Origin of the sequence: Streptomyces sp. NPDC093089 (assembly GCF_044754405.1) — a bacterium.
In the GTDB taxonomy this organism is placed as follows: Bacteria; Actinomycetota; Actinomycetes; order Streptomycetales; family Streptomycetaceae; genus Streptomyces.
This window is the reverse complement of sequence record NZ_JBIVPA010000008.1, coordinates 207,262-232,941: the sequence shown is the minus strand read 5'-3', so window position 1 is coordinate 232,941 and position 25,680 is coordinate 207,262. Positions and strand designations below refer to the sequence as shown.

General features: G+C 73.8%; 24 protein-coding genes. 18 read left to right on the top strand and 6 right to left on the bottom strand.

Annotated elements, in window-relative coordinates:
• The first annotated feature begins 204 nt into the window (after window positions 1-204).
• Window positions 205-1,695, top strand: a complete 1,491-nt coding sequence (locus tag ACIQFX_RS20545; protein ID WP_402465147.1) for a hypothetical protein — start codon at window positions 205-207, stop codon at window positions 1,693-1,695.
• Window positions 1,696-1,895: 200 nt separating this feature from the next.
• Here the strand turns inward: ACIQFX_RS20545 and ACIQFX_RS20540 are convergent, their stop codons facing one another.
• Complete coding sequence (locus ACIQFX_RS20540) at window positions 1,896-3,431, bottom strand: PP2C family protein-serine/threonine phosphatase (protein ID WP_402465145.1); 1,536 nt, start codon at window positions 3,429-3,431, stop codon at window positions 1,896-1,898.
• A gap of 366 nt (window positions 3,432-3,797) precedes the next feature.
• On the opposite strand from ACIQFX_RS20540, the gene ACIQFX_RS20535 reads away from it, so the two are divergent.
• The 9 genes from ACIQFX_RS20535 to ACIQFX_RS20495 all read left to right on the top strand — a co-directional run bounded on the left by ACIQFX_RS20535 (window position 3,798) and on the right by ACIQFX_RS20495 (window position 11,836).
• A complete protein-coding gene (locus ACIQFX_RS20535) occupies window positions 3,798-5,024 on the top strand; it encodes a hypothetical protein (RefSeq protein WP_402465144.1) in 1,227 nt (408 codons plus the stop codon).
• A gap of 90 nt (window positions 5,025-5,114) precedes the next feature.
• Window positions 5,115-6,407: a pyridoxal-phosphate dependent enzyme gene (locus tag ACIQFX_RS20530; protein ID WP_402465141.1), complete on the top strand. Its 1,293-nt coding sequence runs from the start codon at window positions 5,115-5,117 to the stop codon at window positions 6,405-6,407.
• 160 nt (window positions 6,408-6,567) lie between these two features.
• Window positions 6,568-6,750 carry a hypothetical protein gene (locus ACIQFX_RS20525; RefSeq protein WP_402465139.1) on the top strand — a complete coding sequence of 61 codons (183 nt, stop codon included), beginning with the start codon at window positions 6,568-6,570 and terminating at the stop codon, window positions 6,748-6,750.
• 87 nt (window positions 6,751-6,837) lie between these two features.
• On the top strand, window positions 6,838-7,953 hold the full coding sequence (locus tag ACIQFX_RS20520) for an ABC transporter substrate-binding protein (RefSeq protein ID WP_402465136.1): 1,116 nt from the start codon (window positions 6,838-6,840) through the stop codon (window positions 7,951-7,953).
• 60 nt (window positions 7,954-8,013) lie between these two features.
• A complete protein-coding gene (locus ACIQFX_RS20515; protein WP_402465134.1) occupies window positions 8,014-8,472 on the top strand; it encodes a TIGR03618 family F420-dependent PPOX class oxidoreductase in 459 nt (152 codons plus the stop codon).
• A 95-nt stretch (window positions 8,473-8,567) separates the two neighbouring features.
• On the top strand, window positions 8,568-9,338 hold the full coding sequence (locus tag ACIQFX_RS20510) for a HEAT repeat domain-containing protein (RefSeq protein WP_402465131.1): 771 nt from the start codon (window positions 8,568-8,570) through the stop codon (window positions 9,336-9,338).
• 3 nt (window positions 9,339-9,341) lie between these two features.
• Complete coding sequence (locus ACIQFX_RS20505) at window positions 9,342-10,346, top strand: MerR family transcriptional regulator (protein WP_402465129.1); 1,005 nt, start codon at window positions 9,342-9,344, stop codon at window positions 10,344-10,346.
• Window positions 10,347-10,540: 194 nt separating this feature from the next.
• Window positions 10,541-10,984, top strand: coding sequence for an ankyrin repeat domain-containing protein (locus tag ACIQFX_RS20500; protein WP_402465126.1), 444 nt, complete (start codon window positions 10,541-10,543; stop codon window positions 10,982-10,984).
• 336 nt (window positions 10,985-11,320) lie between these two features.
• Window positions 11,321-11,836 carry a GNAT family N-acetyltransferase gene (locus tag ACIQFX_RS20495; protein WP_402465123.1) on the top strand — a complete coding sequence of 172 codons (516 nt, stop codon included), beginning with the start codon at window positions 11,321-11,323 and terminating at the stop codon, window positions 11,834-11,836.
• 88 nt (window positions 11,837-11,924) lie between these two features.
• Here the strand turns inward: ACIQFX_RS20495 and ACIQFX_RS20490 are convergent, their stop codons facing one another.
• Window positions 11,925-12,476 (bottom strand): YdeI family protein, encoded by a 552-nt coding sequence (locus ACIQFX_RS20490; RefSeq protein WP_402465627.1) that lies wholly within the window; start codon window positions 12,474-12,476, stop codon window positions 11,925-11,927.
• A gap of 283 nt (window positions 12,477-12,759) precedes the next feature.
• On the opposite strand from ACIQFX_RS20490, the gene ACIQFX_RS20485 reads away from it, so the two are divergent.
• Window positions 12,760-13,698: a carbohydrate kinase gene (locus tag ACIQFX_RS20485; protein WP_402465121.1), complete on the top strand. Its 939-nt coding sequence runs from the start codon at window positions 12,760-12,762 to the stop codon at window positions 13,696-13,698.
• On the opposite strand, the gene ACIQFX_RS20480 is transcribed toward ACIQFX_RS20485, so the two are convergent.
• From ACIQFX_RS20480 to ACIQFX_RS20470, 3 genes are all read right to left on the bottom strand, one after another.
• Window positions 13,676-14,965 carry an ATP-binding protein gene (locus ACIQFX_RS20480; protein ID WP_402465118.1) on the bottom strand — a complete coding sequence of 430 codons (1,290 nt, stop codon included), beginning with the start codon at window positions 14,963-14,965 and terminating at the stop codon, window positions 13,676-13,678. The two genes, ACIQFX_RS20485 and ACIQFX_RS20480, sit on opposite strands and share 23 nt — an antisense overlap.
• A gap of 188 nt (window positions 14,966-15,153) precedes the next feature.
• Window positions 15,154-15,510 carry a DUF805 domain-containing protein gene (locus tag ACIQFX_RS20475; protein ID WP_402465115.1) on the bottom strand — a complete coding sequence of 119 codons (357 nt, stop codon included), beginning with the start codon at window positions 15,508-15,510 and terminating at the stop codon, window positions 15,154-15,156.
• Window positions 15,511-15,771: 261 nt separating this feature from the next.
• Entirely contained in the window at window positions 15,772-16,134 is a 363-nt protein-coding gene (locus ACIQFX_RS20470; protein WP_402465112.1) for an SPW repeat protein, read from the bottom strand.
• Window positions 16,135-16,506: 372 nt separating this feature from the next.
• Between ACIQFX_RS20470 and ACIQFX_RS20465 the strand changes: the two genes are divergently transcribed.
• Window positions 16,507-16,878, top strand: coding sequence for a cupin domain-containing protein (locus ACIQFX_RS20465; protein ID WP_402465109.1), 372 nt, complete (start codon window positions 16,507-16,509; stop codon window positions 16,876-16,878).
• Window positions 16,879-17,065: 187 nt separating this feature from the next.
• On the opposite strand, the gene ACIQFX_RS20460 is transcribed toward ACIQFX_RS20465, so the two are convergent.
• Window positions 17,066-18,064 carry a TauD/TfdA dioxygenase family protein gene (locus tag ACIQFX_RS20460; protein ID WP_402465107.1) on the bottom strand — a complete coding sequence of 333 codons (999 nt, stop codon included), beginning with the start codon at window positions 18,062-18,064 and terminating at the stop codon, window positions 17,066-17,068.
• Between the two features lie 504 nt (window positions 18,065-18,568).
• Between ACIQFX_RS20460 and ACIQFX_RS20455 the strand changes: the two genes are divergently transcribed.
• The 6 genes from ACIQFX_RS20455 to ACIQFX_RS20430 all read left to right on the top strand — a co-directional run bounded on the left by ACIQFX_RS20455 (window position 18,569) and on the right by ACIQFX_RS20430 (window position 25,599).
• Window positions 18,569-19,798, top strand: a complete 1,230-nt coding sequence (locus ACIQFX_RS20455) for an ROK family protein (RefSeq protein WP_402465104.1) — start codon at window positions 18,569-18,571, stop codon at window positions 19,796-19,798.
• A 76-nt stretch (window positions 19,799-19,874) separates the two neighbouring features.
• Window positions 19,875-19,946, top strand: coding sequence for a putative leader peptide (locus ACIQFX_RS20450; protein WP_329625827.1), 72 nt, complete (start codon window positions 19,875-19,877; stop codon window positions 19,944-19,946).
• 419 nt (window positions 19,947-20,365) lie between these two features.
• On the top strand, window positions 20,366-21,958 hold the full coding sequence (locus tag ACIQFX_RS20445; protein ID WP_402465101.1) for an ABC transporter substrate-binding protein: 1,593 nt from the start codon (window positions 20,366-20,368) through the stop codon (window positions 21,956-21,958).
• 1 nt (window position 21,959) lies between these two features.
• A complete protein-coding gene (locus ACIQFX_RS20440; protein WP_402465098.1) occupies window positions 21,960-22,904 on the top strand; it encodes an ABC transporter permease in 945 nt (314 codons plus the stop codon).
• Between the two features lie 5 nt (window positions 22,905-22,909).
• Window positions 22,910-23,767 carry an ABC transporter permease gene (locus tag ACIQFX_RS20435; RefSeq protein ID WP_402465095.1) on the top strand — a complete coding sequence of 286 codons (858 nt, stop codon included), beginning with the start codon at window positions 22,910-22,912 and terminating at the stop codon, window positions 23,765-23,767.
• Window positions 23,764-25,599: an ABC transporter ATP-binding protein gene (locus tag ACIQFX_RS20430; protein ID WP_402465092.1), complete on the top strand. Its 1,836-nt coding sequence runs from the start codon at window positions 23,764-23,766 to the stop codon at window positions 25,597-25,599. The genes ACIQFX_RS20435 and ACIQFX_RS20430 overlap by 4 nt, the downstream gene beginning before the upstream one ends.
• Window positions 25,600-25,680: the final 81 nt, after the last annotated feature.

Below are 25,680 nucleotides of genomic sequence, written 5' to 3'. Positions count from 1 at the left end.
GTTGCGTGCGTCGCCCCGCCCGCTCCCCGGTCCGCACCCTGGGGAATGAGGGCCGGTCGGCGGTGCGGGGTGGCGCGCTTCATACCTGACACCCGGGCGCGGGTGGCGGAACATCGGGCGCACCCTGGCGAACCCTGGCGAATAGTCGCCAGCCCTATGACAGGGGGCTACTGTCAACTCAGCCGAGAACCTGGGGGCTTAGACGTGACCGGACAAACCAACACCCGCCTGGCGGACCTCTTCGGCCTGGCCGGCTGGTCCAAGGGTGAACTCGCGAGACTCGTCAACCGGCAGGCGGCGGCCATGGGCCACCCCCAGCTGGCGACCGACACCTCGCGGGTGCGGCGCTGGATCGACCGGGGCGAGACGCCCCGCGATCCCGTCCCCCGGGTGCTGGCAGCACTGTTCACCGAGCGACTCGGCCGTGTCGTGACCATCGAGGACCTCGGGTTCGTACGACACGGGCGCGCCGGGAAGCGGCAGGACGTCAGGAAGACGGAGAACCCTGACGGGCTGCCCTGGGCACCCGATCGTACGGCGGCGGTCCTCACCGAATTCACGGGAATGGACCTCATGCTCAACCGACGCGGCCTGGTGGGCGCGGGTGCCGCGCTCGCCGCCGGTTCCGTACTTACCAACGCCATGCACGACTGGCTGCAGACCGACCCCTCCCGCAAGGGCGAGGCTCCGCGGGCCACCGATCCCCTCCACGCCGACCCCGCTGGGTTCGACCGCTACGAGGCCGCCCCCATCGGGTCGGAGGAGATCGAGGCCCTGGAGCACTCGGTGGAGGTGTTCCGCGCCTGGGACGCCTCCCGGGGCGGCGGTCTCCAGCGCAAGGCCGTGGTGGGCCAGCTCAACGAGGTGGGCGGCATGCTCGCCTACCGCCACGCCGAGCACCTCCAGCGGCGCCTGTGGGGCGTCGCCGCCAACCTCGCCGTCCTCGCGGGCTGGATGTCGCACGACGTGGGCCTCGAACCCACGGCGCAGAAGTACTTCGTCATCGCCGCCCACGCGGCCCGCGAGGGCGGCGACCGTCCCCGGGCCGGCGAGGCGCTCTCCCGGGCCGCCCGCCAGATGGTGCACCTGGGCCGGCCCGACGACGCCCTCGACCTCATGAAGCTGGCCAAGGCCGGCGCGGGGGAGCGGCTGCTGCCCAGGACCCAGGCCATGTTCCACACGATCGAGGCCTGGGCGCAGGCGTCGATGGGCCGGGGCCAGGCCATGCGCCGCACCCTCGGCGAGGCGGAGGACCTGTTCGTGTCCGACCGGCTCGACGAGAAGCCCAGCTGGATGCAGAACTTCGACGAGGCCGACATGCACGGCATGCAGGCCCTCGCCTACCGCACCCTCGCCGAGCACGACCCGGCCGCCGCCGTCCCGGCGCAGCGCCACGCCAAGCTGGCCATCGAGCTCCGGCACGGCGGGCACGAGCGGTCGAAGCTCTTCGACCACATCTCCCTCGCCTCGGCCTGCTTCATCGCCGACGACCCGGAGCAGGCCGATCGCTACGCCCGGCTCGCCCTCATGTCCATGGGCGACACCTCGTCCCACCGGACCTGGGACCGGCTGCGCGAGATGTACCGGCTCACCGGCCAGTACGCCGGCTACTCGCGGATCGAGAACCTGCGCGAGGAGATCGAACTGGCCCTGCCCAGGTCGCCGGTCAACCGGCCGCGGACCGGCCAGGCCTGAGAGCCCGCACCGCACCGCGCTACGCGGGCCTGGGACAACGAAGGACCCCGAGACGACGCAGGGTCCTGGAGGCAACGAAGGGCCGGGCCGAGGGATGATCGGCAGCCAGGGCCGGACGACTCGGTCACCGACCGGACTCGGTAGGTGGGGCCGGCACGGCCCAGCGATCGACCGGACTCGGCGGGCAGAGCCCGGACGGCTCAGTGGCCGACCCGGACCACCATCACGCAGGCGTCGTCCTCGCGCTGCTCCTCGCCGAACTCCTCGACCACCGCGCGCACCCCGTCCTGGGCGTCCCGTGCCTTGGCGAGCCGCGGACCGAGGGCGAGGAGGCGCCGTGCGCCGGTGTCGTCTCCGAGGCCGCCGCCCGCACCGCTGCCGCGGGTCAGTCCGTCGGTGTGCAGGACGAGCACGTCGCCGGGGAGCAGCCGGGTCCGTCCCTCGCCGTACGCGGCTCCGGTCGTCGCCCCGAGCAGCACGCCCTCGGGCCGGCGCAGGGCCTGCCCCGTCCCGTCGCGGAACAGCAGCGGGGCAGGGTGTCCGGCCTGCGCCCAGGTCACGGTCTGGGCGACGGGGTCGTACCGGCAGCACATGGCGCTGCCGAGCGCGGGCTGTACGGAGGTCTCCAGGAGCTGGTTGAGGTGGCCCATCAGGGCGGCGGGCCGGATCCCGGCGACGGCCATCCCGCGCAGCGCGCCGAGGAGCATGGCCATGGAGGAGGTCGCGGCGACCCCGTGGCCCGTCAGGTCGCCGACGGTGAGCAGCGCGTCCCCGTCCGGGAGCGCGAGCGCGTCGTACCAGTCGCCGCCGATCAGTCCCGGGGTGGCGGCCGGCAGGTAGTGGGCGGCCACGTCCAGCGGGGCGGGGCCGTCGTGCGCGAAGCGGAGCGAGCCCCGCCACGGCGGGAGCACCGCCTCCTGGAGCTCGACGGCGACCCTCCGCTCGGTCTGCTCGATCTGGCGGCTGCGCTCCAGGCTGTCCCGGCTCTCGCGGACCGCCCGCTGGCTGCGTCGCAGTTCGCTGACGTCACGTAACACGGCCCACATGGAGGCCGTGCAGCCGTCGGAGTCGAGCACCGGCTCGCCGGTCATGTGCACCGTGCGCACCCGGCCGTCCGTCCGCACGATGCGGAACTCGCCGTCGATCGGCTTCCCGTCGATCAGGCAGTCGGTGACCATGGCCTGCAGGACGGACTGGTCCTCGGCGAAGACCATCGAGGGCATCTCGTCCAGCGACATCGGACCGCTCTCGTGGTCGCGTCCGAAGATCTGGTACAGCTCCTCCGACCAACTGACCTCGTCCGTCAGCAGGTTCCACTCCGCGCTGCCCACCCGCGAGAGGAGCGAGCCGGTGCGCGGCGGCGCGGCCTGCCCGTACGCGGCGCCGGGGTCCGACACGAGCGTCGCGTCGAGCACGCCGTCGTATCCCCCGTCGAAGCCGTCCTCTCGTCCGCCGTCGCATCCGGCCTCGGCACCGGGACCGGTCTCGGGTACGAGCTCCGCCGGGACGCCGGCCCGCAACTGGCCCAAGTGGGCTCCGAGGTCGTCCAGTTGGTGCACCGCGAGGTCGCACAGGGCCCGCTGCCACCGCTGCTGCGGATCGTCGTCGTTCGCCACGGCGTCCCTGCGCACGGCATCGACCTCGCCGCGCAGGCGGCGGGTCTGCGAGATCAGCGCGTCCACCGCACCCGGCTCCGGCGGTTGAGCGGGGCGGTCCGCGAACAGAGGGGACGGCATGACGAACTCCGATACAGGCGGGGCGCGGCCACGTGTGAAGGGGAGGCCCGCATACGACTGTTGCACAGCACGGGACGGCACGTAAGGGATTTGGCAACACTCGATCCGGTGGTGCTTCCGGCATATGTCAAAGGCCCGGCGATTATCGGCCAGGGCTCGACGCGTTACGGTGCTGGGGTGGTGAACGACGACGGGAACGGCACGGTGGGCACGTACACGGCGGTCACGAACGGGCCTGGTACGCGCGCGGCAACGAGACCGGCGAACAGGGGAACGGGCGCTCGCGCCACGGAAACACGTACGACGACGAACAGGCCCGGTGACGCGTCCGGCACGGGTGTGGCACGGGACGACGGTGCCACCGCCGTGGGTGCGGCACGGGACGGCGGCAACACCGTGACGGGCGTGGGTGCGGCGCGGAACGGTGGCAACAGCGCGACGGGTGCGATGCGGGGTGGCGGCGGCGTCGCCAGGGGATCGGCACCGGACGGAGGCACCGCCGCCACGGGCGCGATGCGGGACGACCCCGCCGCGGCGATCGGCACCGCGCTGCTGCTCGCGGCCGCGCCCGCCGGGCGGGGCCGGGCCATGGACGCCGCGTCGGTGCTGCCGGCGCTGGCCGCCGTACCGCCCGGGGTGCTCACCGGCACGACCACCGCGACGGTCGTCGAACTCGCGGACCCGCTCGACCCGCAGACCGTCCTGACCCGCCTGCGCGCGGCGGCGGCGAGCCCCGGCCCGCTGGTCGTCTGCCTCGCCGGCCAGCTCCACCTCGACCGCCGGCAGGAACTGCCGCACCTCGCACTCGCCCGCACCACGCCGGCCACCCTCCGCTACACGGCGCTGCCCTGGCACTGGCTCGCCGGCGAACTCGGCGTGCGACGGCCCGGCACCACGACCGTCGTCGCCGACCTCGCCGCCGACCCCGACGTGTGGCAGCGCCTCACGGCCCTACCCGAACTGCTGCACCTCGGACCGGGCACCCTCCTCTACGGGCGGGTGATCCCCGCCCCGCGCCGGGGCGAGCCCGCGACCCCCGACTACCTCCGCGCCTGGGCGGAACTCTGGCGCTCCGGCGCCCGGCTCCCGCACCCCACCCTCCACGCGGAGGCCGCCGCCGGCACCGCCCCGGCCACCGCGGAGTCCCGCTTCCTCGCCCCCGCGTCCCCGCCCGCCGCCGTCGTGCCCGAGGACCCGCACCCCGCCATCCTCGCCGCCGCCATGGCCGGGCGGCACGGAGAGGCCGCGGCCGTGGCGGCGGCCTGGGAACACGAGACCCTGCGCCGCCACGGACCCCACTCGCCCGAGGCCGTGCACTGGACCGAGGTGCGCGCCGACCTCGCCCGGCTCGCCGGCGAACCCGCCCGCAGCTGCGAACTGTGGCTGGCCGTCGCCGAGGCCCGCCTCGCCCTCCGCCAGCGCCCCGACGACCCGGACGTCGAAGGCGCCGTCGACCGCGCTCACCACCAGTGGCAACAGATCACCGACCCCACCCGCGCCCGCGCCCTCGGCCCCGCCCTCGTCGCCCTGCGCCACCGGGTCCCCGGCCGCCAGCCCGGAGCCCTCGCCGCCCTGACCCGCCGGATGGGCTGACCGGGCGTACGGGCGAGTCGCCGTGCTCGCCGGGTGGGCCGGCCGTGACACTGACAGCGGCCGGCCGTCCCCCCGGCCCCGGCTCCGTCCATGCTTCCGTCCTCGCCCTCGCCCTGGCCCTCGCCCCGAAAGGTCCCAGCCCACGTGACCTCGCTCGCCACCGCCCAGCGTTCGCTCGCCGATCCGTCCGTACGCCATCCGCTGTGGCCGCCGCTGACCCGTGGCTGTCCCGTCACGTCCACCGACGAGGTCGCGTACCCGCTCGACATCGACTACGCGTACGACGAGGTGCCGGCGGATCTGTTCGGCCGCCCGGCCGCCCACGGCCTGGAGCGGTGGGCGCCGCTGCTGCCGCCGCTCGCGGCGCCCGGGCTCGGGGAGGGGAACACCCCGCTGATCGAACTCGGCGACGGGGTGTGGATCAAGGACGAGTCCCGCAATCCCACGTGGAGCCACAAGGACCGCCTGAACCGTGTCGCCGTCAGTGCCGCCGTCGCCTCGGGCGCGCGCGGGATCGTGGTGTCCTCCTCCGGCAACCACGGCGCGGCGGCCGCCGCCTACGCGGCCCGCGCCGGACTGCCCTGTGCCGTGTTCACCTCCCCGGACGCCCCGCCCGCCGTCGCCTCCCACCTCCGGGCGTACGGGGCGACCGTGCTGACCGCGCCCGTCGAGGCCGTGCGTCCGCTGATGCGCCGGATCGTCGACGAACTCGGCTTCCAGAGCGTCAGCAGCGTCACGGACGGCGCGCACACCGGGCACCCCTTCGGGCCCGAGGGCTACAAGACCCTCGCCTACGAGATCGCACTGGACCTGGGGCGGGCCCCGGTGGCGGTCCATCTCCCCACGGGCTACGGCGAGTTGCTCTTCGGTGTGGCCAAGGGGTTCCAGGAACTCCTCCGGCTCGGCGTCACCGACTCCGTCCCCCGCGTGTACGCGACCGAGCCCGCCGCGGCCGGCGCCCTCACCGAGGCCGTGCGCACCGGCCGTCCCGTCGCCCGGGTTCCCGTCGGACCCACCACCGCCTACGCGATCGACTGCGAGATCAACAGCTACCGGGGCGTCCTCGCCGTCCGCGCGTCCGGCGGCGCCGCCCGTACGGTGTCGGACAAGCAAATGGCTTCTGCGCGAGCCGAGTTGGCCTCCCAGGGCATCTGGTGCGAGACGTCCGCCGCCGCCGGCCTCGCCGGTCTCCGCGCGCACGGGCCCCGCGAGACCGACGGCCCCGTCGTCTGCGTCGCCACCTCCAGCGGCTACAAGGACGTCGACACCGCACGGCGCACGTACGCGCCGACGTCCCCGGACTGGACCTCCGTCAAGGCCGCGCTGACCGACAGCGACTCCGGTGTCGGTACTGGTATCGACACGAAACAGCACGGCAGTTGAGGGAGGACGCGGGACGGGAGCGCGTGACGGGCGAAGCGGGTGCGGGCGCCGGTGACGGCGTCCGGGAGTGGGACGCGCGGCTGGGCTGGGCGTTCGGGCTGATCGCCGCCGACGCGGAGGAGCGGGCCGAGGCGCTGGTCCGGCACGCAGAGGCGCATACGTGCGCGTCGCCCGCGCCGTCGGGGGCGACGACCTGCGCGCGAGGCTGACGACCGCCGCCGGCTCCGGCGAGCCGTGGGCCCGGCGGCACGCGGGGTACGTCCTGTGGCTCCTCGACCGCCCCGACGCGCCCGACACGGTCCACGTCTGGCAGACCTGGCTCGCCTCGGACGCCGGAGGGTGAGACCGTCGGCTGCCAAGTGCCGTCCAGTCCCGTCCCATCCGATCCGCCAACGCTTCGTCCAACGCTTCGTCGCAGGGGAGTGCACCGATGAACACGCAGCAGCAGCAGCAGCCGTCCGTCCGCCTGGGGGCCCTCGTGCCGTTGACGAGGCCCGGCTGGGTGGAGGCGGGCCGGCATCTGCTCGCCGGGCTCGAACTGGGTGTGCGCGACGTCAATGACGCGGGAGGGGTCGGCGGCGTGCCGGTGGAGCTGGTGGTCCGGGACACCGCGGCCGATCCGGAGCGGGCGGCGGCGGCCGTGGACGAACTCGCGGGACTGGGGGTGGCGGCGGTGGCGGGCGAGTACCACAGCGTCGTCGCGCGCGCCGCCGCCGCCCGGGCGGATGCCCTCGGTGTGCCGTTCCTCTGCTCCTCCGCGGTGCTGGACGCGCTCACCGAGGAGTCGACGGAGTGGGTCGCGCGCCTGGCGCCGGCGCAGTCCCACGGCTGGAGCGCGTACGCGGACTTCCTGATCGGCGAGGGCCGGGGCAGGATCGCCGTGGCGACCCAGCCCAGCGTCTACTGGGCGTCGGGGACCCGCATCCTGCGCGACCACCTCACCGCCCACGGGGGCTCGGTCGTCGAGCTCGACGCGAACGCGCTCACCCCGGAGGCCCTGTGCGACGCGGTCGCCGACCACGGTGCGACGGCGTTGCTCCTGCTCGTCGGCCATCCGGAGCCGGCGGTGCCGATCGTCAGGGCCGTCCGTGGCGACCGCCGACTCGCGGACGTCCTGATCGGCGCTCCCGCGGGGCAGCCGGAGTTCGCCGGATGGACCGCGGCGCTGGGCGAGGACGGTGCCGGGATCCCGTTCCTCAGCTACCTGCCCGAACGCCTGGGACCGCTCGGCGAACGCGTCGGCAAGGAGCTCCGCGAGCGGCTGGGCGAGGCGCCGTCCTTCGTCGCCTTCGAAGGGTGGGACACCGTCACCGTCCTTGCCGAGGCGCTCCGTTCGACCGGCGGCGCGGACCGGGCGAACGTCGCCGCGGACCGGGCGGGTGTCGCCGCGGCGTGGCCGCACGTCGCGGTCGAGGGCACCCGCGGCCCGATCCGCTTCTCCCGCGCGCCGGGCATCGGCGTGTGGCAATGGGTCTGGCCGCCGGTCCGGATCGTCGACCGCGACCCGGCGGACCCCGGCCGGCTCCGGATCCGCCACGGCGGCTGACCGAGGCGGGGCGTCCGGACAGGGCGGAATACGCCGACCTACAGGCGAGTTGACCTTCACATGACTCAAGGTCCCGCACCCCGTGTTCTGTCCGACGACGCCCTGTCCGAGCTGCTGAGCACCCAGCAGTTCGGCACGCTCGCCACCAACAAGCGCAGCGGCCACCCGCATCTGACCACCATGCTCTACAGCTGGGACGCCGACGAACGCGTCATCCGGTTCTCCACCACCGCCGACCGCGTGAAGGTCAAGCAGCTCCGGCGCGACCCGCGGGCCGCGCTGCACGTCCCGGGCGGCGACGTGTGGTCGTTCGCCGTGGCCGAGGGCGAGGCCGAGGTCTCCGACGTGACGACCACCCCGGGCGACTCGACCGGCCGCGAACTGCTCGCGATGATTCCGGAGGCGGCGAAGCCGGAGGACGAGGACGCGTTCCTGGAGCAGTTGGTCGCCGAGCGCCGCGTGGTCATCCGGTTGAAGGTGACCCGCCTGTACGGGACGGCACTCGACGTCGACATCTGAGACGGTCCGAGACCGGCGGACACCTCCGAGCCCGACGGACACCTCCGGGGCCGCGGGCGCGGGGTGGGCGGTGGGCCGAGCTTGACCTTGACACGGTGACAAGGTCTTCACTGCTCGCCGAGGAGGTGGTCTCGGTGACGGTCACGGGACAGGCGCAGGACGCGGGGCAGGTTCAGGACGAGGGACAGGCTCAGCGCACGGGGCAGGTGCAGGAAACGGATGTGGCGGGTGCGCTCAAAGGGCTCGGGGACGGTTCCTCGTCGGTGCGGCTGCGGGCCGCGCTGGCGGTGGGCACGGCGCCCGACCCGCGCTTCGTCGGCAAGCTCGTCGAGCGGTGCGCTGTCGAGCCGGAGTTCTTCGTCCGCGACATGCTGACCTGGGCGCTCACACGCCATCCGGTGTCGCTGACGCTCCCCGAGATGCTCCGCGAGGTCCGCTCGGAGTCGGCGCAGGCACGGAGCCAGGCGCTGCACACGCTGTCCAAGATCGGGGACGGGAGCGCCTGGCCGGCGATCACCGGGACGCTGCTGAGCGATGCCGACGACGACGTGGCGCGCAGTGCCTGGCGGGCCGCGGTGGTGCTCGTACCGGACGGCGAGGAGTCCGCCCTGGCGGCGGTACTGGCGACGCAGCTCGGGCGCGGCGGGCGGGAGACCCAACTGAGTCTCGGCCGGGCGCTGGTCGAGCTGGGCGAGGCGATCGTGCCGGCGCTCCGCGCCGCGGCGTCGGACCCCGACCCGGACGTGCGCGCGCACGCGCTCGCCACCGATCGGCTGCTCCGCGACCCGGACACCGGATTCGGATACGCGATCGAAGAGGCGAAGCGTGTCGTCGCTCTCGGGGGCGCCGGCCAGGAGGGACCATGAGGCGTGCTGATCGGTGAAGTGGCGCGACGGTCCGGGGTCAGCTCCCGCATGCTGCGGCACTACGAGTCCCTCGGCCTGGTGCGGCCCTCCGGTCGTACGGGCTCCGGCTACCGGGAGTACTCCGGGGACGACATCCGGCGGATCTTCCACATCGAGAGCCTGCGGTCCCTGGGTCTCTCGCTGCGCGAGATCGGGCGCGCGCTCGACGATCCGGCGTTCACGCCGGCCGAGCTCGTCGGCGACCTCGTCCTCCGGACACGGGAACGCATCGCCGCCGAGACCGAACTGCTCACCCGGCTGCGCCGGATCGACGCGGCGGACCCCGCCGGCTGGGAGGACGTCCTCCAGGTCGTCGCGCTGCTCCACGCCCTGGGCTCGCCGAACGCCGACGCCCGCCAGCGCGCGGCCCTCGCCTCCGCCGACGACGTGCCGCTGCCGGTGGAGGCGCTCGTCGAGGCGGTCCTGACCGAGACGGACACGAACGTCGCCGGAGCGCTCCGGTGGGCGCTGGCCCGGTCGGACGACGGAGGCCCCGCACTGCTCGCGCGGGGCCTCGACTCACCGGTGGCCGCGGTGCGGGAGCGGGCCGTCCGCTCCCTCGCCGAGCTGTCCGGCGACGAGGCCGCCGCGGCGCTGCGCGAAGCCCTCGCTCACGCCGACCGGGTGGTCCGCGGCCACGCGGCCCTCGCGCTCGGCGCGCGCGGGGAGGCCGACGCGGTCCCGACCCTCATCGACATGATCGTCGCGGGACGGAACGACACCGACGCGGCCGACGCCCTCAGCGTCCTCGCCGCCGACCCCGCGACGGAGGACCGGATCGCGACCGACCTCGTCGACCGCCTCGCCCGCGACACCACCGCGGCCCCCGCCCGCGGACGCCTCACCCAGGCGCTCGCGGCCGTGCCGGGGACCAAGGCGACCCGGGCGCTCACGACCCTGTCCCACGACGAGGACCGCGCCGTCGCCGTCACCGCGACCTACCTGCTGGGGCTGCGCGACGCGCCGTGACGTTCCGGAACTCGCGCCGACGACCCCGGACTCGTACCGACCCCGGACTCGTACCGACCCCGGAACTCGTACCGACCGACGGCCACGTTCCCGTCCCGACCGCGTGACACGTGTTCGGTCGACGGTCGCAGGGCCCGTCGCGACAGCGGATATGGCTGGTACCGGCGGCCCTGTCGTCGCTAGCCTCAGCGGCTGTGAATCAGAGGCAGCAGAAGAAGCTTTCCCACCGCCTTTTCGAGGCGATCCTGTCAGGCGACGCCGACGACGCGAAGACCCTGCTGCGCCGGGGGGCGAGTCCGGAGAGGAGGAGCGCCGACGGCACCACGCCTCTCTATCTGGCCGCGGTGCAGGGCGAGGCCGAAGTGGCCCGCTTGCTCATGGAAGCCGGGGCGTCCCCCGACACGGAGAGCCGTGGCCCCGGCTCGGAGGGCACACCGCTGTGCGCGGCCGCCTGCTGGGGGCACGGCGCGACCGTCCGGGAACTGTTGGCGCACGGCGCCGATCCCAACCTCCGTGAAGACGGAGGCACGGGCTGGTCGCCGCTGGACTGGGCGGACAACGGCCCCCACCCCGAGACCGCCGGGATCCTCAGGGCGGCCGGAGCGCACCCGACGACGGAAGCCCGGCCGGTTCCGTAGGCGGCGGGTTCCGCAGGCGGCGGGATGGACAGGCGCTGGGACGGAGAGGGCCGGGGCGGGGAGGTGTCGGGACGGTCCCGCGTCGGCAGGGGCGCTGGGTGGCCACCTGAGCGCCGGCCCCGAGGAGCCCGTTCCCGACCGTTCCGACCGTTCCCGACCGTTCCCGACGTCCTCGGCCCTTTCCCCACCTGACTCCTTCCGACCGAAAGGATCACCCGTGTACGGCGAGCCCATCGGAGCGGGCGTGGTAGGCGGCGGAGGCGCGGAACGCCGCTGACCGCCACCGGCTCCGCACCGCATCACATCGCACCGCAGCCACCTGAGATGATCCGAGGCGTGACCGCCGTTCCGCATCCCGCACCGCAGCCGCTCGTCACCGAGCGGCTGGTGCTGCGCCCTGTCCGGAGCGGTGACGTGCCGGCCGTGACGCGGCTGTGGACCGATCCCGAGGTGCGGCGTCACCTCGGAGGTCCCGTCATCGAGTCCGTCGTCCGGATCCGTCAGCGTCGGATCGTCGGCGCGGCCGGATTCCACGCGGTGGTCCGGGCCGAGGACGGGGTGCTGCTCGGGCTCGTCACGGTGGAGGACGGCGGGCGGCGCGGCGAGACGGAGGTCTCGTACCAGTTCCTGCCCGAGCACTGGGGGCGGGGTTACGCGCGCGAGGCGGTCGGCGCGGCGGTGGCGCGGGCCCTGGAGACCGCCCCGAGCGTCGTCGCGGTCACCCAGGAGGCGAACCTCAGGTCCCGCCGGCTCCTGGAGGCCGTGGGCCTGGAGCACGTCGAGTCGTTCGTGGAGTGGGACGCCCACCAGGTCCTCTACCGGCGGCGCGGGGCCCAGGGGCCCGACGCCTGACGTCCGGACCGGCCCCGGAGCCTCCGGACCGGCCCCAGGCCTCCTCACCGGCCCCGGTGCCTCCGGGCCGCCCGGGGCCTCCGCAGGCTCAGCGGCGCCCCTCGCCCGCCGACAGCGCCGCCACTGCCCGCTCCAGGCGGGCGGCCCTGGTCTTCGCGGTGCGGGCCTGCCAGAGGCTGAGGACGACGAGGTAGCGGTCGGTCTTGCCGAGTGCCTCGAAGGCTGCCGCCGCACGCGGGTCGGCGGCCAGCGCGGCGGCGAGGTCGTCGGGGACGGTGGCGTCCTTCTGGGACGGGTACGCGGATTCCCAGCGCCCGTCGTGCCGGGCGGCCCGCACCTCGGCGAGGCCCGGTTCGCGCATGCGGCCGGCGGCGGTGAGTGCCTCCACCTGGCGGACGTTGACCTGGGACCAGAGGCTGCGGGGACGGCGCGGGGTGATCTTCTGGAGGTAGGTCAGCTCGTCGCGAGTGATGCGCTTGCCGGTGATCCAGCCGTAGACGAGCGTGCCGTCGAGGATCTCCTCCGCGGTCGGCGAGGGGAGCTCCGAGCCCTTCTTCGCGAGGAGCAGCCAGATGCCGGGCGTGTCCCCGTGGTGCTGCTCCAGCCAGGCCTCCAACTCCTTCCCGTCGGCGAACGCCATGACCCCGAGCCCCTCGACCGTGTCCACCGGTTCCACCGGAAGCCCCCTTCCCCGTACGTCCGGCGCCGCCGGTGACTCCGGCGGCGCTCCGAGGCGACCACGATAGGCACAACGGTCGGACGGAGGACGGAAATCGGGCGTGCCGCCGTGCTCGGGGCGGGGCGGCGGGGCGGCGTACCGGCCCGAACGGGCGTACCATCTGCGGGTCGTCCGGCAGGGCACCCGCATCCAGGCGGCGGCCGGGCCGGCCATCGGGACGTCTACGCCGAGGAGCTCTGACCGCATGTCCATCCTGGTGATCGGCGAGTGCGTCGCCGACATCGTCCGGGTCCCCGGTGCCGAGGACCGGGTCCACCCGGGGGGCAGCCCCGCCAACGTCGCGTACGGTCTCGCCCGGCTGGGCCGGGAGGTCACGCTGTTCACCCAGCTCGCCGACGATGCTGCCGGGCGGCTGATCGCCGACCACCTGGAGGGTGCGGGGGTACGGGTGGAGATCGGCGGCGTGCCCGCCCGCACCCCGTCGGCGGTCGTGGGCCTCGACGCCCACGGCCGGGCCACGTACGCCTTCGACATCGCCTGGACACTGGAGGTGGATGGCGCCCGCCCCGCCCCGGAACCCGCCCACGTCCACATCGGGTCGATCGGGGCCGTCACCGCGCCCGGCGCGGCGGCGGTGCTCGACCTGGTCGAAGGGCTCAAGGGGCGGGCCACGGTCAGCTACGACCCGAACGTGCGGCCCGCGCTGATGGGCGACCACGCCGAGGCCGTCGCGCGCGTCGAACGCTGCGTCGCCCTCAGCGACCTGGTGAAGGCCAGCGACGAGGACCTAGCCTGGCTGTATCCGGGCGAGGACCCGTGTGCGGTCGCCGCCCGCTGGCTCGGCCTCGGTCCCGCCGTCGTGCTGCTCACCAGAGGCGCCGACGGCTCGCTCGCCGTCACCCGGCGGGCGACGGTCGCCGCGAACGCGCCGTCGGTCTCCGTCGTGGACACCGTCGGTGCGGGAGACTCGTTCATGTCCGCCGTGCTCGACGTCCTCGCCTCCCGTGCCGCGGCCGACCTGGCCGGGCTCGGTGCCGAGTACCTGGCCGGGCTGCTGGGGACGGCGGCCGCGGCCGCGGCCGTCACCGTGTCCCGGGCCGGGGCGCAGCCGCCGGACCGGGACGAACTGAAAGCGGCACGGGAGGAGTTGGCCTTCGTGATCACACCCGTGCGTGGGTCGTGATGTCGGAGGCGAACTGCTCGATCATGTCCGGCGTGACGGTCGGCCTGCACTGCCCGATGGCCGCCAGGTAGTCCGCCGTGCTCGCTCCGGGGGCGGTGCCGTCGCCGCCGCGCCCGCCGATGGCGAGCAGGTCCCGCTCGAAGGAGGCCTGAGCGGCGATCCGGGCCGCGTGCTCGATGTCGGCGGGCGTGAACTGGTCGCTCGCCAGCACGAGTTCCTCGATGTCGACGTCGATGCGCCCGTCGGTGTAGCGGGCCCAGATCGCCGCGCGGGCCGCCTTGTCGGGCGTACCGATCGGGATCAGGTAGTCGAACCGGCCGGGGCGCAGGAATGCCGGGTCGAGGGAGCGGATCGAGTTGGTGGCGCAGACCAGCAGCCGCTCGTCCCCCTCGCGGAAGCCCGGTATCAGCTTGAGGAGTTCGTTCGTCACGCCGTGCATGCCCCCGGGCTGCGCGGGCTCCGAGCGGACCGGGGCGATCTCCTCGACCTCGTCGATGAAGACGAGGACCCGCTCCAGCTCCGCGATCCGCGCGAACGCGGAGCGGAGGGCGGCGGCGAGGTTCCCCTCGTCGGCGAGCCGGGAGGGCAGGATCTCCACGAACGGCCAGCCGAGCCGGGAGGCGATCCCGCGGGCGAACGTCGTCTTGCCGGTGCCCGGCGGACCGAAGAGGCAGACCGCGCGTGGCGGCCGCACCCCGTGCCGGGTGGCCCGCTCCGGTTCGGCGAGCGGAAGCACCACCCGCCGCTCGATCAGGTCCTTCTCGCGCTCCATCCCGGCCACCTTGACCCACAGGTCGCTCGGCAGCACCCGGCCGCCCAGGTCGTCGAGGAGTCCGGCGGCCGGACCGTGCAGCGGCTCCACCTTCTCGAAGTACGCGACGGCCGGCTGCCGGGTGTACCCGGCGTTCAGGAGTCCCTCGCCGAGGAGTTCCTCCTCCGGCAGGACGTACGCGATCCGCCCGACGCGGGCCGCCACCAGGCGCCGCTCCAGCTCCACGAGCAGGGCGCTCGCGAGGCCGCGGCCGCGCCACGCGGACGAGATCGCGACGCGCATCACCCAGGCCCGCTCGCCGGAGACGCAGGCGAGCGCGGCCCCGATGGGAACGCCCTGGTGGACGGCGACCACGGCCGGCTCCCGGCCGGTGAGGGCGCCGATGCACTCGGCGAGCGAGAACACGGACTCCTGCCCGAGCTCGGCGGTGGTGTCGATCAGATGGACGACCGCGGCGAGATCGCTCTCGCGGTAGTCGTGGATGTGCCAGTTCACCGGTGGTTCCGCCCCTCGTTGGTGCCGTCGCGTCCCGTTCGGCGAGGCTAGGCGGGGCGGTGGGGGCGGGTCGTGCGCCACCGTGCACAAGGCGGCGGGGGTAAACGCTCCGTACCGGCTCTATGCGCGGGGGAAACCCCCGGAAGGGGCCTTCCGGGGGTTTCCGTCCCGTGCGGGGGAGCGGCCCGTCACTGGGCGGGTGCCGCCTTCGGGTTCGGGCCGTGGGCGTTCTGGTGCCGGTCGCCCTCGGTGGCGAGGAAGACGATCAGGACGATGGCGCCGACGAACGGGATCAGGTCGATGAGGATCCACCAGCCGGACCGGCCGGTGTCGTGCAGGCGGCGGACGGTCACTCCGAGGCCGGGCAGCAGGACGGCCAGGGCGTAGATCACGTACAGCAGCGGATAGGTGCCGAGCGCCATGTCGACGGCGAAGAGGACGATCGCCGCGATCACGTTGAAGAGCGCGAACATCCAGAATTCCTGGCGACGCGCACGGCCGGTGAACACCGCGTACTTCTTGAGGACGTCGAGGTACCAGTTCACTTTGTCCCCCCAAGGACTCGGTAAGCGAGCGGGAGCCTGTGTCTGTGTCTGTGTCTGTGTCTGTGTCTGAGGAGCAGTTTTTCGCGACAGGCGGTGACCGAAACCGCACGCGTCGATTCGTTACGCGGTATTGGCCGTTCCCGGACCGTTCCCGGACCGAAGCGGTGAAAGGCGGCACCTCCGGGGGATGGAGGTGCCGCCGTTCAGGGAGAGGACCAACGGATGGATGGGGGAGGGGATGCGTGAGGGGGAATCAGCCCGTCACGTCATCCTTCGCTTGCTCATGAGCAGTCCGCCGGCCGTCAGCGAGAACAGACAGACGCACGCACCGGTGATCACGTTGCTGAGGATCATGCCGGTGTCGGGGTTCCGCGAGACCACCCACGGGGCGACGATGAGCCACGCGCCCATGAGCAGGACGACGAAGTTCAGGTCCTGAGACCGCTCGGGGGCCATCGACATGCACAGGCCGAGGGCTGCGAGGGCGATGCCGACGACCAGGTTGCTGATGGCGAGTTCCGGCTGGGCGGCGGAGAAATGGACCGTCCACCCGGAGATCGCGGCGTAGATGCCGGCGAGGATCACGAGTTCCTCGACCGCCGCGACACCTCGGGTCTGGAGCATACGGGCATACCTGTCCCGCATTTCCGACGCGTCGGGGTGTCCCGCGATATCACCAGGACGGTGAGAGACGTCGGCCATACGACTCGCCTCCTTCTGGCGTCATGCACGTCCGACCGCAGTTGCGGCATTGCGCGCCGCTGTTTTCATTGTGCGCTTATCTGGCCTTTATGTGTAGATCTGACCGGTAAGTGATGTGCACAGAATCCGGGCCGCGGATATGCCCGGAACCACCAAGAACGGATTCCCTCCGCCCGGAATTCGATGTAAAAGCGAACCATCCGCCCCGTACGGCTGCGCAGGGTGGCCGGGACCGTCCCGGCGTAGCCTGGAAGAGGACTCGGGGACCCGCCTTCGCCCCGCCGGGAGTGTGTGATGGCCGGCATCGTACGGAAGAGCTTCGACGAAGCGGACGAGACCCGCCCCTTCGAGGACGGCAAGGGCAGGCTCGATCTGCTCACCAGTGAGGACGGTGCGGTCGGCCGGGCGGTCTTCGAGCCGGGCTGGCAGTGGTCCAAGCACGTCAAGCCGCTCGCCGGCACCGACAGCTGTCAGGCGTCGCACGTCGGATACGTCATCAGCGGCCGCATGAAGGTCGTCATGGACGACGGCGAAACGATGGAGTTCGGCGCCGGCGACTTCATGCGGGTCACCCCCGGACACGACGCCTGGGTCCTCGGCGACGAACCCTGCATGGCCCTGGACTGGGTGGGCTTCACCGACTACGCGCTGCCGCCGCCCTCCTGACACGGCCGCTCTCCTGATACGGCCGTCCTTCTGGTACGGCTGCTCTCCTGACACGGCCGTCCTCCTGGTAAGGCTGCTCTCCTGACGCGGCCGCCTTCCTGACGCGCGACCACCTTTCGGTGCCGCGGGTTCCGGAGTGCGCCCCGGAACCCGCGGCGGACCACGATCGGCCGGGGCGGGGCGCCCGTCAGGCGGTGGCGGACTCCGTCGCCGCGGCCGACGGGTCTGCCGGGGTCGTCGAGGCGCCGGAGGTGATCCCGAAGGCCGGCTCCGGGACGGTCTCGGGCGCGAGCAGCACCGAGGCGCGGCCGTCCACGCCGACCGGGACGTCGCCGTCGATGGTCACCCGGCGCAGCTTGCGGTCGTGCTCGTCGGAGTCGTCCACGCCGTAGTGCTGGGTGGCGCGGTTGTCCCAGATCGCCACGTCGCCGACCTGCCACTGCCAGCGCACGGTGTTCTCCGGACGCTCGACGTGCGCCTGGAAGAGGCCGAGCAGCGCGCGGGAGTCGGCACCGGTCAGACCGCTGATCCGCTGCACGAAGTTGCCCAGCAGCAGGGTGCGTTCGCCGGTCTCGGGGTGGACCCGCACCACCGGGTGCTCGGTGAGGTACTTCGTCGACGCGAAGACCTCACGGAAGCGCTCGAGCTGCTCGGGCAGGACGCCGGGGCGCAGGGCCGCGTAGTCGTAGTCGTTGGAGTGCACGGCGCGCAGGCCGTCGGCGAGGGCGCGCAGCGGCTCGGGGAGCTTCTCGTACGCCGTCGCCGTGTTGGCCCACAGGGTGTTGCCGCCGTAGGGCGGGATGACCACCGCGCGCAGGATCGAGAACGCGGGGTAGGCGGGGACGAAGGTGACGTCGGTGTGCCACTGGTTGGCCCGGCCGCCGTAGTCCGAGTCGATCGGGAAGGAGTAGCGGCCGTCGGCCGAGGGGACGGTGGGGTGGGCGACGGGCGTGCCGAGGAGTCGGCCGAAGGCCTCGTGGGCCTCCTCGTCCAGGTGGTCCTGGCCGCGGAAGAAGACGACCTTGTGCGCCAGCAGGGCGGCTCGGATCTCGGCGACCGCCTCGGCGGGGAGGTCGCCGCCGAGACGGACGCCGGAGATGACGGCGCCGAGCCGGCCGCCGACCTTCTGGACGGTGACCGTGCTGGCGGTGGCGGTGGCGGTGGCGGTGGCGGTGGCGGTGGACATGGTGGTTCCTTTCATGGGGCCGAGCCCGTGCGGAATTAATTCCGGAGCGGAAGTAATGAGGGGAAGCCAAGCCGCGTCACCCGTACGAGAGGTACGGGCGAGGCGCGTCGAATGCGGAGAGGTGCCCTCAGGGAGAGGAAGGCGGAAGCGCGGGCGGCGAACCGGCCACGCGGGAGGTCGCGAGGATCAGGCGCCGTGGAGGGCGGGACAGGAGGAGGTCGCGAACATGTCCCGGAGCCTCGCAGCGGCCGCCGCCGCACGTCAAGCGACCGTCCGCGCCCCGAACCCCCGCCCCCGGTGGTTGAATCGGCGCCTGCCCGGTGACCCCGCGCCTCGTCCCCGTACCTCATCGAACCGCCCCTGACCGGCGGTGATGCCTCATCGGTGAGTGACGGCGGCCGGGCCGGAAGCGCGGACGGCGGCCGTGTCGCCGGCGGCCGCGGGAATTCACACCGCCGCAACAGTGACCAGAGCTCCCCCACGCAAGCGACCAGAGAGGCCCCCATGACGACCACTTCGCACGGCCCCCGGAGGGCGGGCGACGGCCGGCGCGAGGCCAACGCCGCCAGCGTGCTGCGGACCGTCCTCGACCACGGACCGGTCGCCCGCAGCGCCGTCGCACGGCTCTCCGGCCTCAGCCCCGCCGCCGTCTCCCGGCAGGCCACCGACCTCACGCGGCTCGGCCTCCTGCGCGAACTGCCCGAACTCGCGGGCGGCGGGGGAGTGGGCCGGCCCCAGATCCCCGTCGACCTGCACATCGGCGCCACCGGCGGCCCCGTCGCGGGCGGTGTCCACCTCGGCGTGCCCGCCTCGACGTTCGCCCTCGTCGACCTGCGCGGACGGGTCCTGGCGCGCCGGACCCACCCTCACGACGGCATCGCGCCGGACGTCCTGCCCGAGGCCGTCGCCCGCGGACTGCGCGGATTCCTCGACGAGCACACCCGGGGACGGCCGCTGCTCGGGGTCGGTGCCGCGGTCGGCGGCTGGGTCGACCCCGCCGAGGGGGTGGTGGTGCGCCACGACGCCTTCGGCTGGCGCCGCCGGCCGCTCGCCGCCGAACTCGCCCGCGGCCTCGGCGGACACACCGTGCGCGTCGACAACCACGCCCGCTCCATCGCCCAGTCGGAGATCCTCTTCGGGCGGCCCGCCGCCCGTCGCAGCCTCGTGCACCTCTTCGTCGGCAACGTCGTCGACGCGGCCGTCGGGCTCGCCGGGGTCGTGCACCAGGGGCCGGGGGCGGCGGCCGGCGACGTGGCCCATCTGCCCGTCCCGGACTCCACCGTCCCCTGCGCGTGCGGGCGTTCCGGCTGCCTGGAGGCGACCGCGTCGAACACCGCCGTCGGGCTCACCGCCGTGCGCCGCGGCATCGTGCCCGAGCCCGACACCTCCCTGGTCGTGGACGCGGCGGCGGCCGGGGACCGGCGCGCCGACCGGTTGCTGAGGGAACGGGCCCGGTCGGTCGGCCGCGCCGTGGCCCTGCTCCTGGACGTCCTCAACCCCGATCTGGTCGTCGTGACCGAGCAGTCCAGCGTGCTCGAACCGGAGTACCTGGAGGAGATCCGGGGCGCCGCGATCGACCTCTCGCACGTCTGCGACGACCCCGAACGGATCGTCAGTCCACATGCCGGACCGGCCACACTGCCCGTCGCGGCGGGCACGGTTCTGCTGAATCCCCTGTTCAGAAGGCCTTTTGAGACGGTCGACGAGCTGACGGGCGGGGTGGCCGGTGGCTGATGTCGTCTCAGAATGCGGTCAACCCTGGTTGACCGCCCCGCGAACCCGCTGTCATATTGCTCCCGTGAATCCGGACATGCGCCTCATCTCCCGCAGGCACGTCGACCTCTGTCGACAGGCCAGCGCGGTCTGTGCCGTCCGCGTCTGATCCCGGCGTCCCTCCCGACGCCCGACTCCGGCGCCGGTCGTCGCACCGGCCCCGCTGACACCACCCCGGCCCCGCCGAACGCGGCCGTTCCGCCGACCCCGCCCCGTGGCGCCTGAGGTCGGCGCGTCCCGCCCACCGTCGCCGGCCGGTCCGCGCTCCCGTGGCCGCGCCACGCGGTGACCGAGCGGTCGCCCGTACCTCCGTACCCGCGTAACTCCGGGCCCGCATACCTCCGTACCCGCGTACCCCCGCATCGCCGAACCGCGTACCTCCGTACCCATGTACCCGCGTACGTCCGGGCCGTGCGGTCGCGGCCTCGCGAGGCCCGCACCGCACCCTTCCCCTCCTCCCTTTCTTCCTTCCGCAGCGGAACGAATCCGCTCACCCTGCGGCCTCCACCCCTTCACAGGCAGGCATCGATGACCGAGCTGTACTCCTCCACGCCCACCGCACTCTCCCGGCGCACCACCCTGCGCGCCGCGGGCGGCGGCACCCTGCTGCTCGGACTCGGCCTCGCGGGCTGCCGCTCGGCGGTCTCCGAGGCCGAGGCGCCCGCCGGGAAGGCGGGGGCGGAGCCCAAGCGCGGCGGCACCCTCACGGTCGCCGTCAACGCGGACTTCACGCCCAGCCTGCTCTTCGCGCAGAGCGCCCAGTCGCTCCAGCAGCGGCTGGTCTACAACACCCTCACCCGCTACGACGACCGCCTGGAGCCCCAGCCGGAACTCGCCACGTCCTGGCAGCCCGCCGCGGACGGCAAGGCGATCACCCTGAAGCTGCGCACCGACGTCGCCTATCACGACGGTCGGCCGTTCACCGCAGACGACGTGATCTTCGCCGTGAAGAACCTCCAGAACCCGCTGCGTGCGGCCCAGTTGAGGAGCACCGCGGCGGCCGTGACCGGATTCGAGAAGCGCGGCGACCACGAGCTCGTCCTCAAGCTCGCCCACCCGGTGAACAACCTCTTCGACCTCTTCGAATTCATGATCATCGCTGACCGCCACAGCGTCGAGGACGCGGTCAAGGGCAAGAAGCTGAACGGCACCGGGCCCTTCCGGCTCACCAAGTGGAGCCCCGGCGCCGGGCTCGGCTTCACGCGCAACGACGGGTACTGGCGGCCCGGCCGCCCCTACCTCGACGCCGTCGAGTTCCGCGTGGTGCCCCAGGCCGACGCCCTGCTGTCCTCCCTCCGCACCGGCCAGTCCCAGCTCTCCTTCGGCGTCCCCGGCAAGAACCTCGGGGTCGTCAAGGCCACCCCCGGGCTCACCGTCAGCGAGTACGCGACCGGCGGCGGCGCCTACTACCTCGGCGTCAACACCACGGTCGCCCCGCTGGACGACAAGACCGTCCGGCAGGCCCTCGCCCGGGCCGTCGACCGCGAGCGGATCCTCGAACAGGTCCTCGGCGGATACGGACTCGCCTCCGCCACCCCCTGGCCCAGGTCGTCGCCCGCCTTCACCGAAGCCGGCCGCACCCACTACACGTACGACCCCGGCAAGGCCCGCGAACTCCTCAAGTCCGCCGGGCACACCAGGCTCGACCTGCCGCTGCTCCACGTGAACCTGCCCGGCGAGACGGCGGTCGCCGAGGCCGTCCAGTACGACCTGAAGCAGATCGGTGTGCGGGTCACCCTCCAGCCCACCGACCCCGCGACCGCGCAGAAGCACCTGATCGCCCAGACCATGCCCGGCCTGTGGACCATGGGTCACGGCTTCGCCCAGGTCCAGCCCGCCACGCTCGCCGTGAGCGCCTACCCCTTCAACGAGGCCAAGAACACCTCGAAGTTCCGCTCCGCCGCTTACACGAAGGCCGTCCGGGAGGCGTGGACCGGCCCCGCCACCGGCGCCCGCGCCAACACCCTGCGGCAGCGGATCACCGACACCCTGCTCGACGAGGCGTTCATCATCGACCTCGTCATCCGCGGCTCCGTCCAGGTCTCCTCGGAGAAGCTGCGCGGAGTCACCCTCAACAAGTTCTCCTCCCTCGTGCTCGACGACGCCCACCTGGTGAACTGAGGTGCGCGGCTACCTGCTGCGGAGAATCCCCTCCGCCCTCCTCGTCCTCCTCGTCGCCTCCTTCGTCGCCTTCGCCCTCCTGCGGCTCGTCCCGGGCGACCCCGCCGCCGTCCTCGCCGGACCCGACGCGAGCCCCGACACCGAGGCCGCCATCCGCGCCCGGCTCGGACTCGACGCGCCGCTGCCCGCCCAGTACGCGCGGTGGATCGGCGACCTGCTCACCGGAGACCTCGGGCCGTCCTACGCGATCGGCGGGCAGACCGCCGACCTGATCGCCGACGGACTCGGCGCGACGGTCGAACTCACCCTCGGAGCTCTGCTGTTCGTCGTCGTCATCGGAGCCGCCCTCGGCATCCTCGGCGCGACCTCCCGCAACCCCTGGGCCAGCGGCACCGTACGGGTCCTCACCACCGGAGCGCTCGCCGTACCCCCCTTCGTCACCGGCGTCCTCCTCGTCCTGGTCTTCGCCGTCGTCCTCGGCGTCCTGCCCCCCGGCGGACGCGTCCCGCTCCTCAACGCACCCGACCTCGGCGTCCAGTACCTGCTGCTGCCCGCCCTCTGCCTCGCGCTGCCCAGCGCCGCCGTGCTCGGCCGCTACCTCAAGGACGGCATCGAGCGGACCCTCGCCGAGGACCACATCCGCACCGCCACCGCCGCCGGCATCGCGCCCCGCCGCCTCCTCTGGCGGCACGCCCTGCCGAACGCCCTCCCGCCCGTCGTCACCCTCCTGGGCATGCAGACCGGCCACCTCCTCGGCGGCGCCGTCCTCGTCGAGGCGATCTTCGCCTGGCCGGGCCTCGGCCAGCTCGCCGAACAGGCCCTGGTCCGCCGCGACTACCCCGTCGTCCAGGACCTCCTGCTGCTCCTCGTCGCCGTCTTCGTCCTCGTCCAGCTGCTCACCGACCTCGTCCACGCCTGGCTCGACCCCCGGATCAGGTGGGAGTGACCGCCATGACCACCCTCGCCGCCACCGAACCGGCCCCCGCCCGCAGGCCCCGCCACCCCTACCGGGCCGCCCTCACCACGGCGCGCGGCCGGACCGGCCTCGCCCTCGTCGGGCTCGTCGTCCTCGCCGGACTCCTCGCCCCGGTCCTCGCCGCCCACGGACCCACCGACCAGAGCGCCCTGGCGCTCGCCGGACCCGGCACGCCCGGGCACCCGCTCGGCACCGACGACCTGGGCCGCGACCTCCTCTCCCGACTGCTGTACGGCATCCGCGCCGACCTCGGCATCATCGCCGTCGCCGTGCCGCTCGGCGCGGTCCTCGGCTGCCTCCTCGCCCTGGCCGCCGCGACCCACCCGGTCGCCGACACCGTCGTCCAGCGCACCTTCGACCTGATCCTGGCCTTCCCCGGACTGATCCTCGCGCTCGCCGTCACCGCGGTCCTCGGCCCCGGCCGACTGCCCGTGATCCTCGTCATCGCGCTCGCCGAGATCCCCGCCTTCGGGCGGCTCCTGCGCACCGGCATCCTCGTCCAGAGCGGCCGGGAGTACGTGACGGCCGCCCGCGTCGGCGGCACGTCCGGCGGCCGGATCCTCACCCGCCACGTCCTGCCCAACGCCGCCGACCCGCTCGTCGTCCAGATCGCCGTCTCCCTCACCGTCGCCGTCTTCCTGGAAGGCGCCATGAGCTTCCTCGGCGTCGGCGTCCGGCCGCCCGAACCCACCCTCGGCGCCGTCCTCAGCCAGTCGATGCCCTACCTGGCGCAGGCCCCGCACTTCGCCGCGGGACCGCTCGTGACCGTGACCGTGCTCGTCCTCGGCCTCTCCCTGACCGCCGAGGCGCTGAACCGGGAGATACGCCGATGACCACCCCGCCCCTCCTCGAAGTCCAGGGCCTGGAAGTGGAGTTCACCACCACCGACGGCACCGCCCTGCACGCCGTCCGGGACGTGTCCTTCACCCTGCGCCGGGGCGAGACCCTCGCCGTCGTCGGCGAGTCCGGCTCGGGGAAGTCCACCACCGCCCTCGCCCTGCTCCGGATGCTCCCCGGCACCGGCCGGATCACCGGCGGCTCCGTCCGCCTCGACGGCGAGGAACTGACCACGGCGGGGGAGGAGCGGCTGCGGGCCGTCCGCGGCGCCCGCGTCGGCACGGTCTTCCAGGACCCGATGACCGCCCTCAACCCCGTCCTCACCGTCGGCCGCCACCTCGACGAGGTGCTGCGGGCGCACGGCGGGCGCGACCGGAAGGCCCGCCGCGCCCGCGCCGTCGAACTGCTCCGCCTCGTCGGCATCCCCGACCCCGAGCGCCGCCTCGACGACCATCCCCACCAGTTCTCCGGCGGCCAGCGCCAGCGCGTCCTCATCGCCATGGCCCTCGCCGGCGAACCCGACGTCCTCCTCGCCGACGAACCCACCACCGCCCTCGACGCGACCGTCCAGGACCAGATCCTCACCCTCCTCGGCGACCTCACCCGCACCACCGGCACCGCGCTCGTCCTCATCACCCACAACATGGGCGTCGTCGCCCGCGCCTGCGACCGCGTCCTCGTCATGTACGGCGGCACCGTCGTCGAGGACGGCCCGACCGCCGACGTCCTCACCCGCCCCCGGCACCCGTACACCGCCGGCCTCCTCGCCGCCGTGCCCCGGCTTTCCGCCCCCTCGGGCACCCGCCTCACCGGCATCCCCGGCACGCCGCCCGACCTCCGCCTGCCGCTCGCCGGCTGCGCCTTCGCCGCCCGGTGCGCGCTCGCCGAGGACCGCTGCCACACCACCGCCCCGCCGCTCACCGCCGTCACCGACACCGTCCGCACCGCCTGCCTGCCCGCCGCCGAGCACGGCACACCGCTGCCCCCGCCCCCGCCGTCCGCACGCGTCGACCGGCCCGCGCCCGGCGCCGTCGTCCTGCGCGCCGAAGGGCTCCGCAAGACCTATCGGGGCCGCGGCCGCCGCTCCCTCGCCGCCCTCGACGGCGTCTCCCTCACCCTCGCGGCGGGGGAGACCCTCGGCATCGTCGGCGAGTCCGGCTCCGGCAAGTCGACCCTCGCCCGGGTCCTCGCCCACGCCCACCCGTCCGACGGCGGCCGGATCCTCCTCGACGGCGAGGACGTCACCCGGCCCGGCCGCGCCGAACTGCACGCCGTGCGCCGCCGCGTCCAGATGGTCTTCCAGGACCCGTACGCCTCCCTCAACCCCCGGATGACCGTGGGGGAGATCGTCGCCGAACCGCTGCGCGCCTTCGGGATCGGCACCCCCGGCGAGCGCGCCGGGCGGGTCGCGGAACTGCTGCGGCTCGTCGGCCTCGACCCGGCCGTCGCCGACCGGCACCCGCGCTCCTTCTCCGGCGGCCAGCGCCAGCGCGTCGGCATCGCCCGCGCCCTCGCCCCCGCGCCGGACGTCCTCATCTGCGACGAACCCGTCTCCGCGCTCGACGTCTCCGTCCAGGCCCAGATCGTCGGCCTGCTCACCGACCTCCAGCGCGACCTGGGTCTCGCCCTCGTCTTCATCGCCCACGACCTGGCCGTCGTCCGCCAGGTCAGCCACCGCATCGCCGTCATGCACGAGGGCCGCGTCGTGGAGACCGGCGACGCCGACGAGCTGTGCGAGCACCCCCGCGACCCGTACACCCGCGCCCTGCTCGCCGCCGCGCCCGAGCCCGTCCCGGTGGCCGCCGCACCCGAGGCGGTGTCCGCGTGAGCGCCTGCTGCACCCCGGGCCGGTCCTGCGCCGGCTCCGCCGGCCACGCGGCGACCCGTGAACTCCTGCCCCTGCCGACCG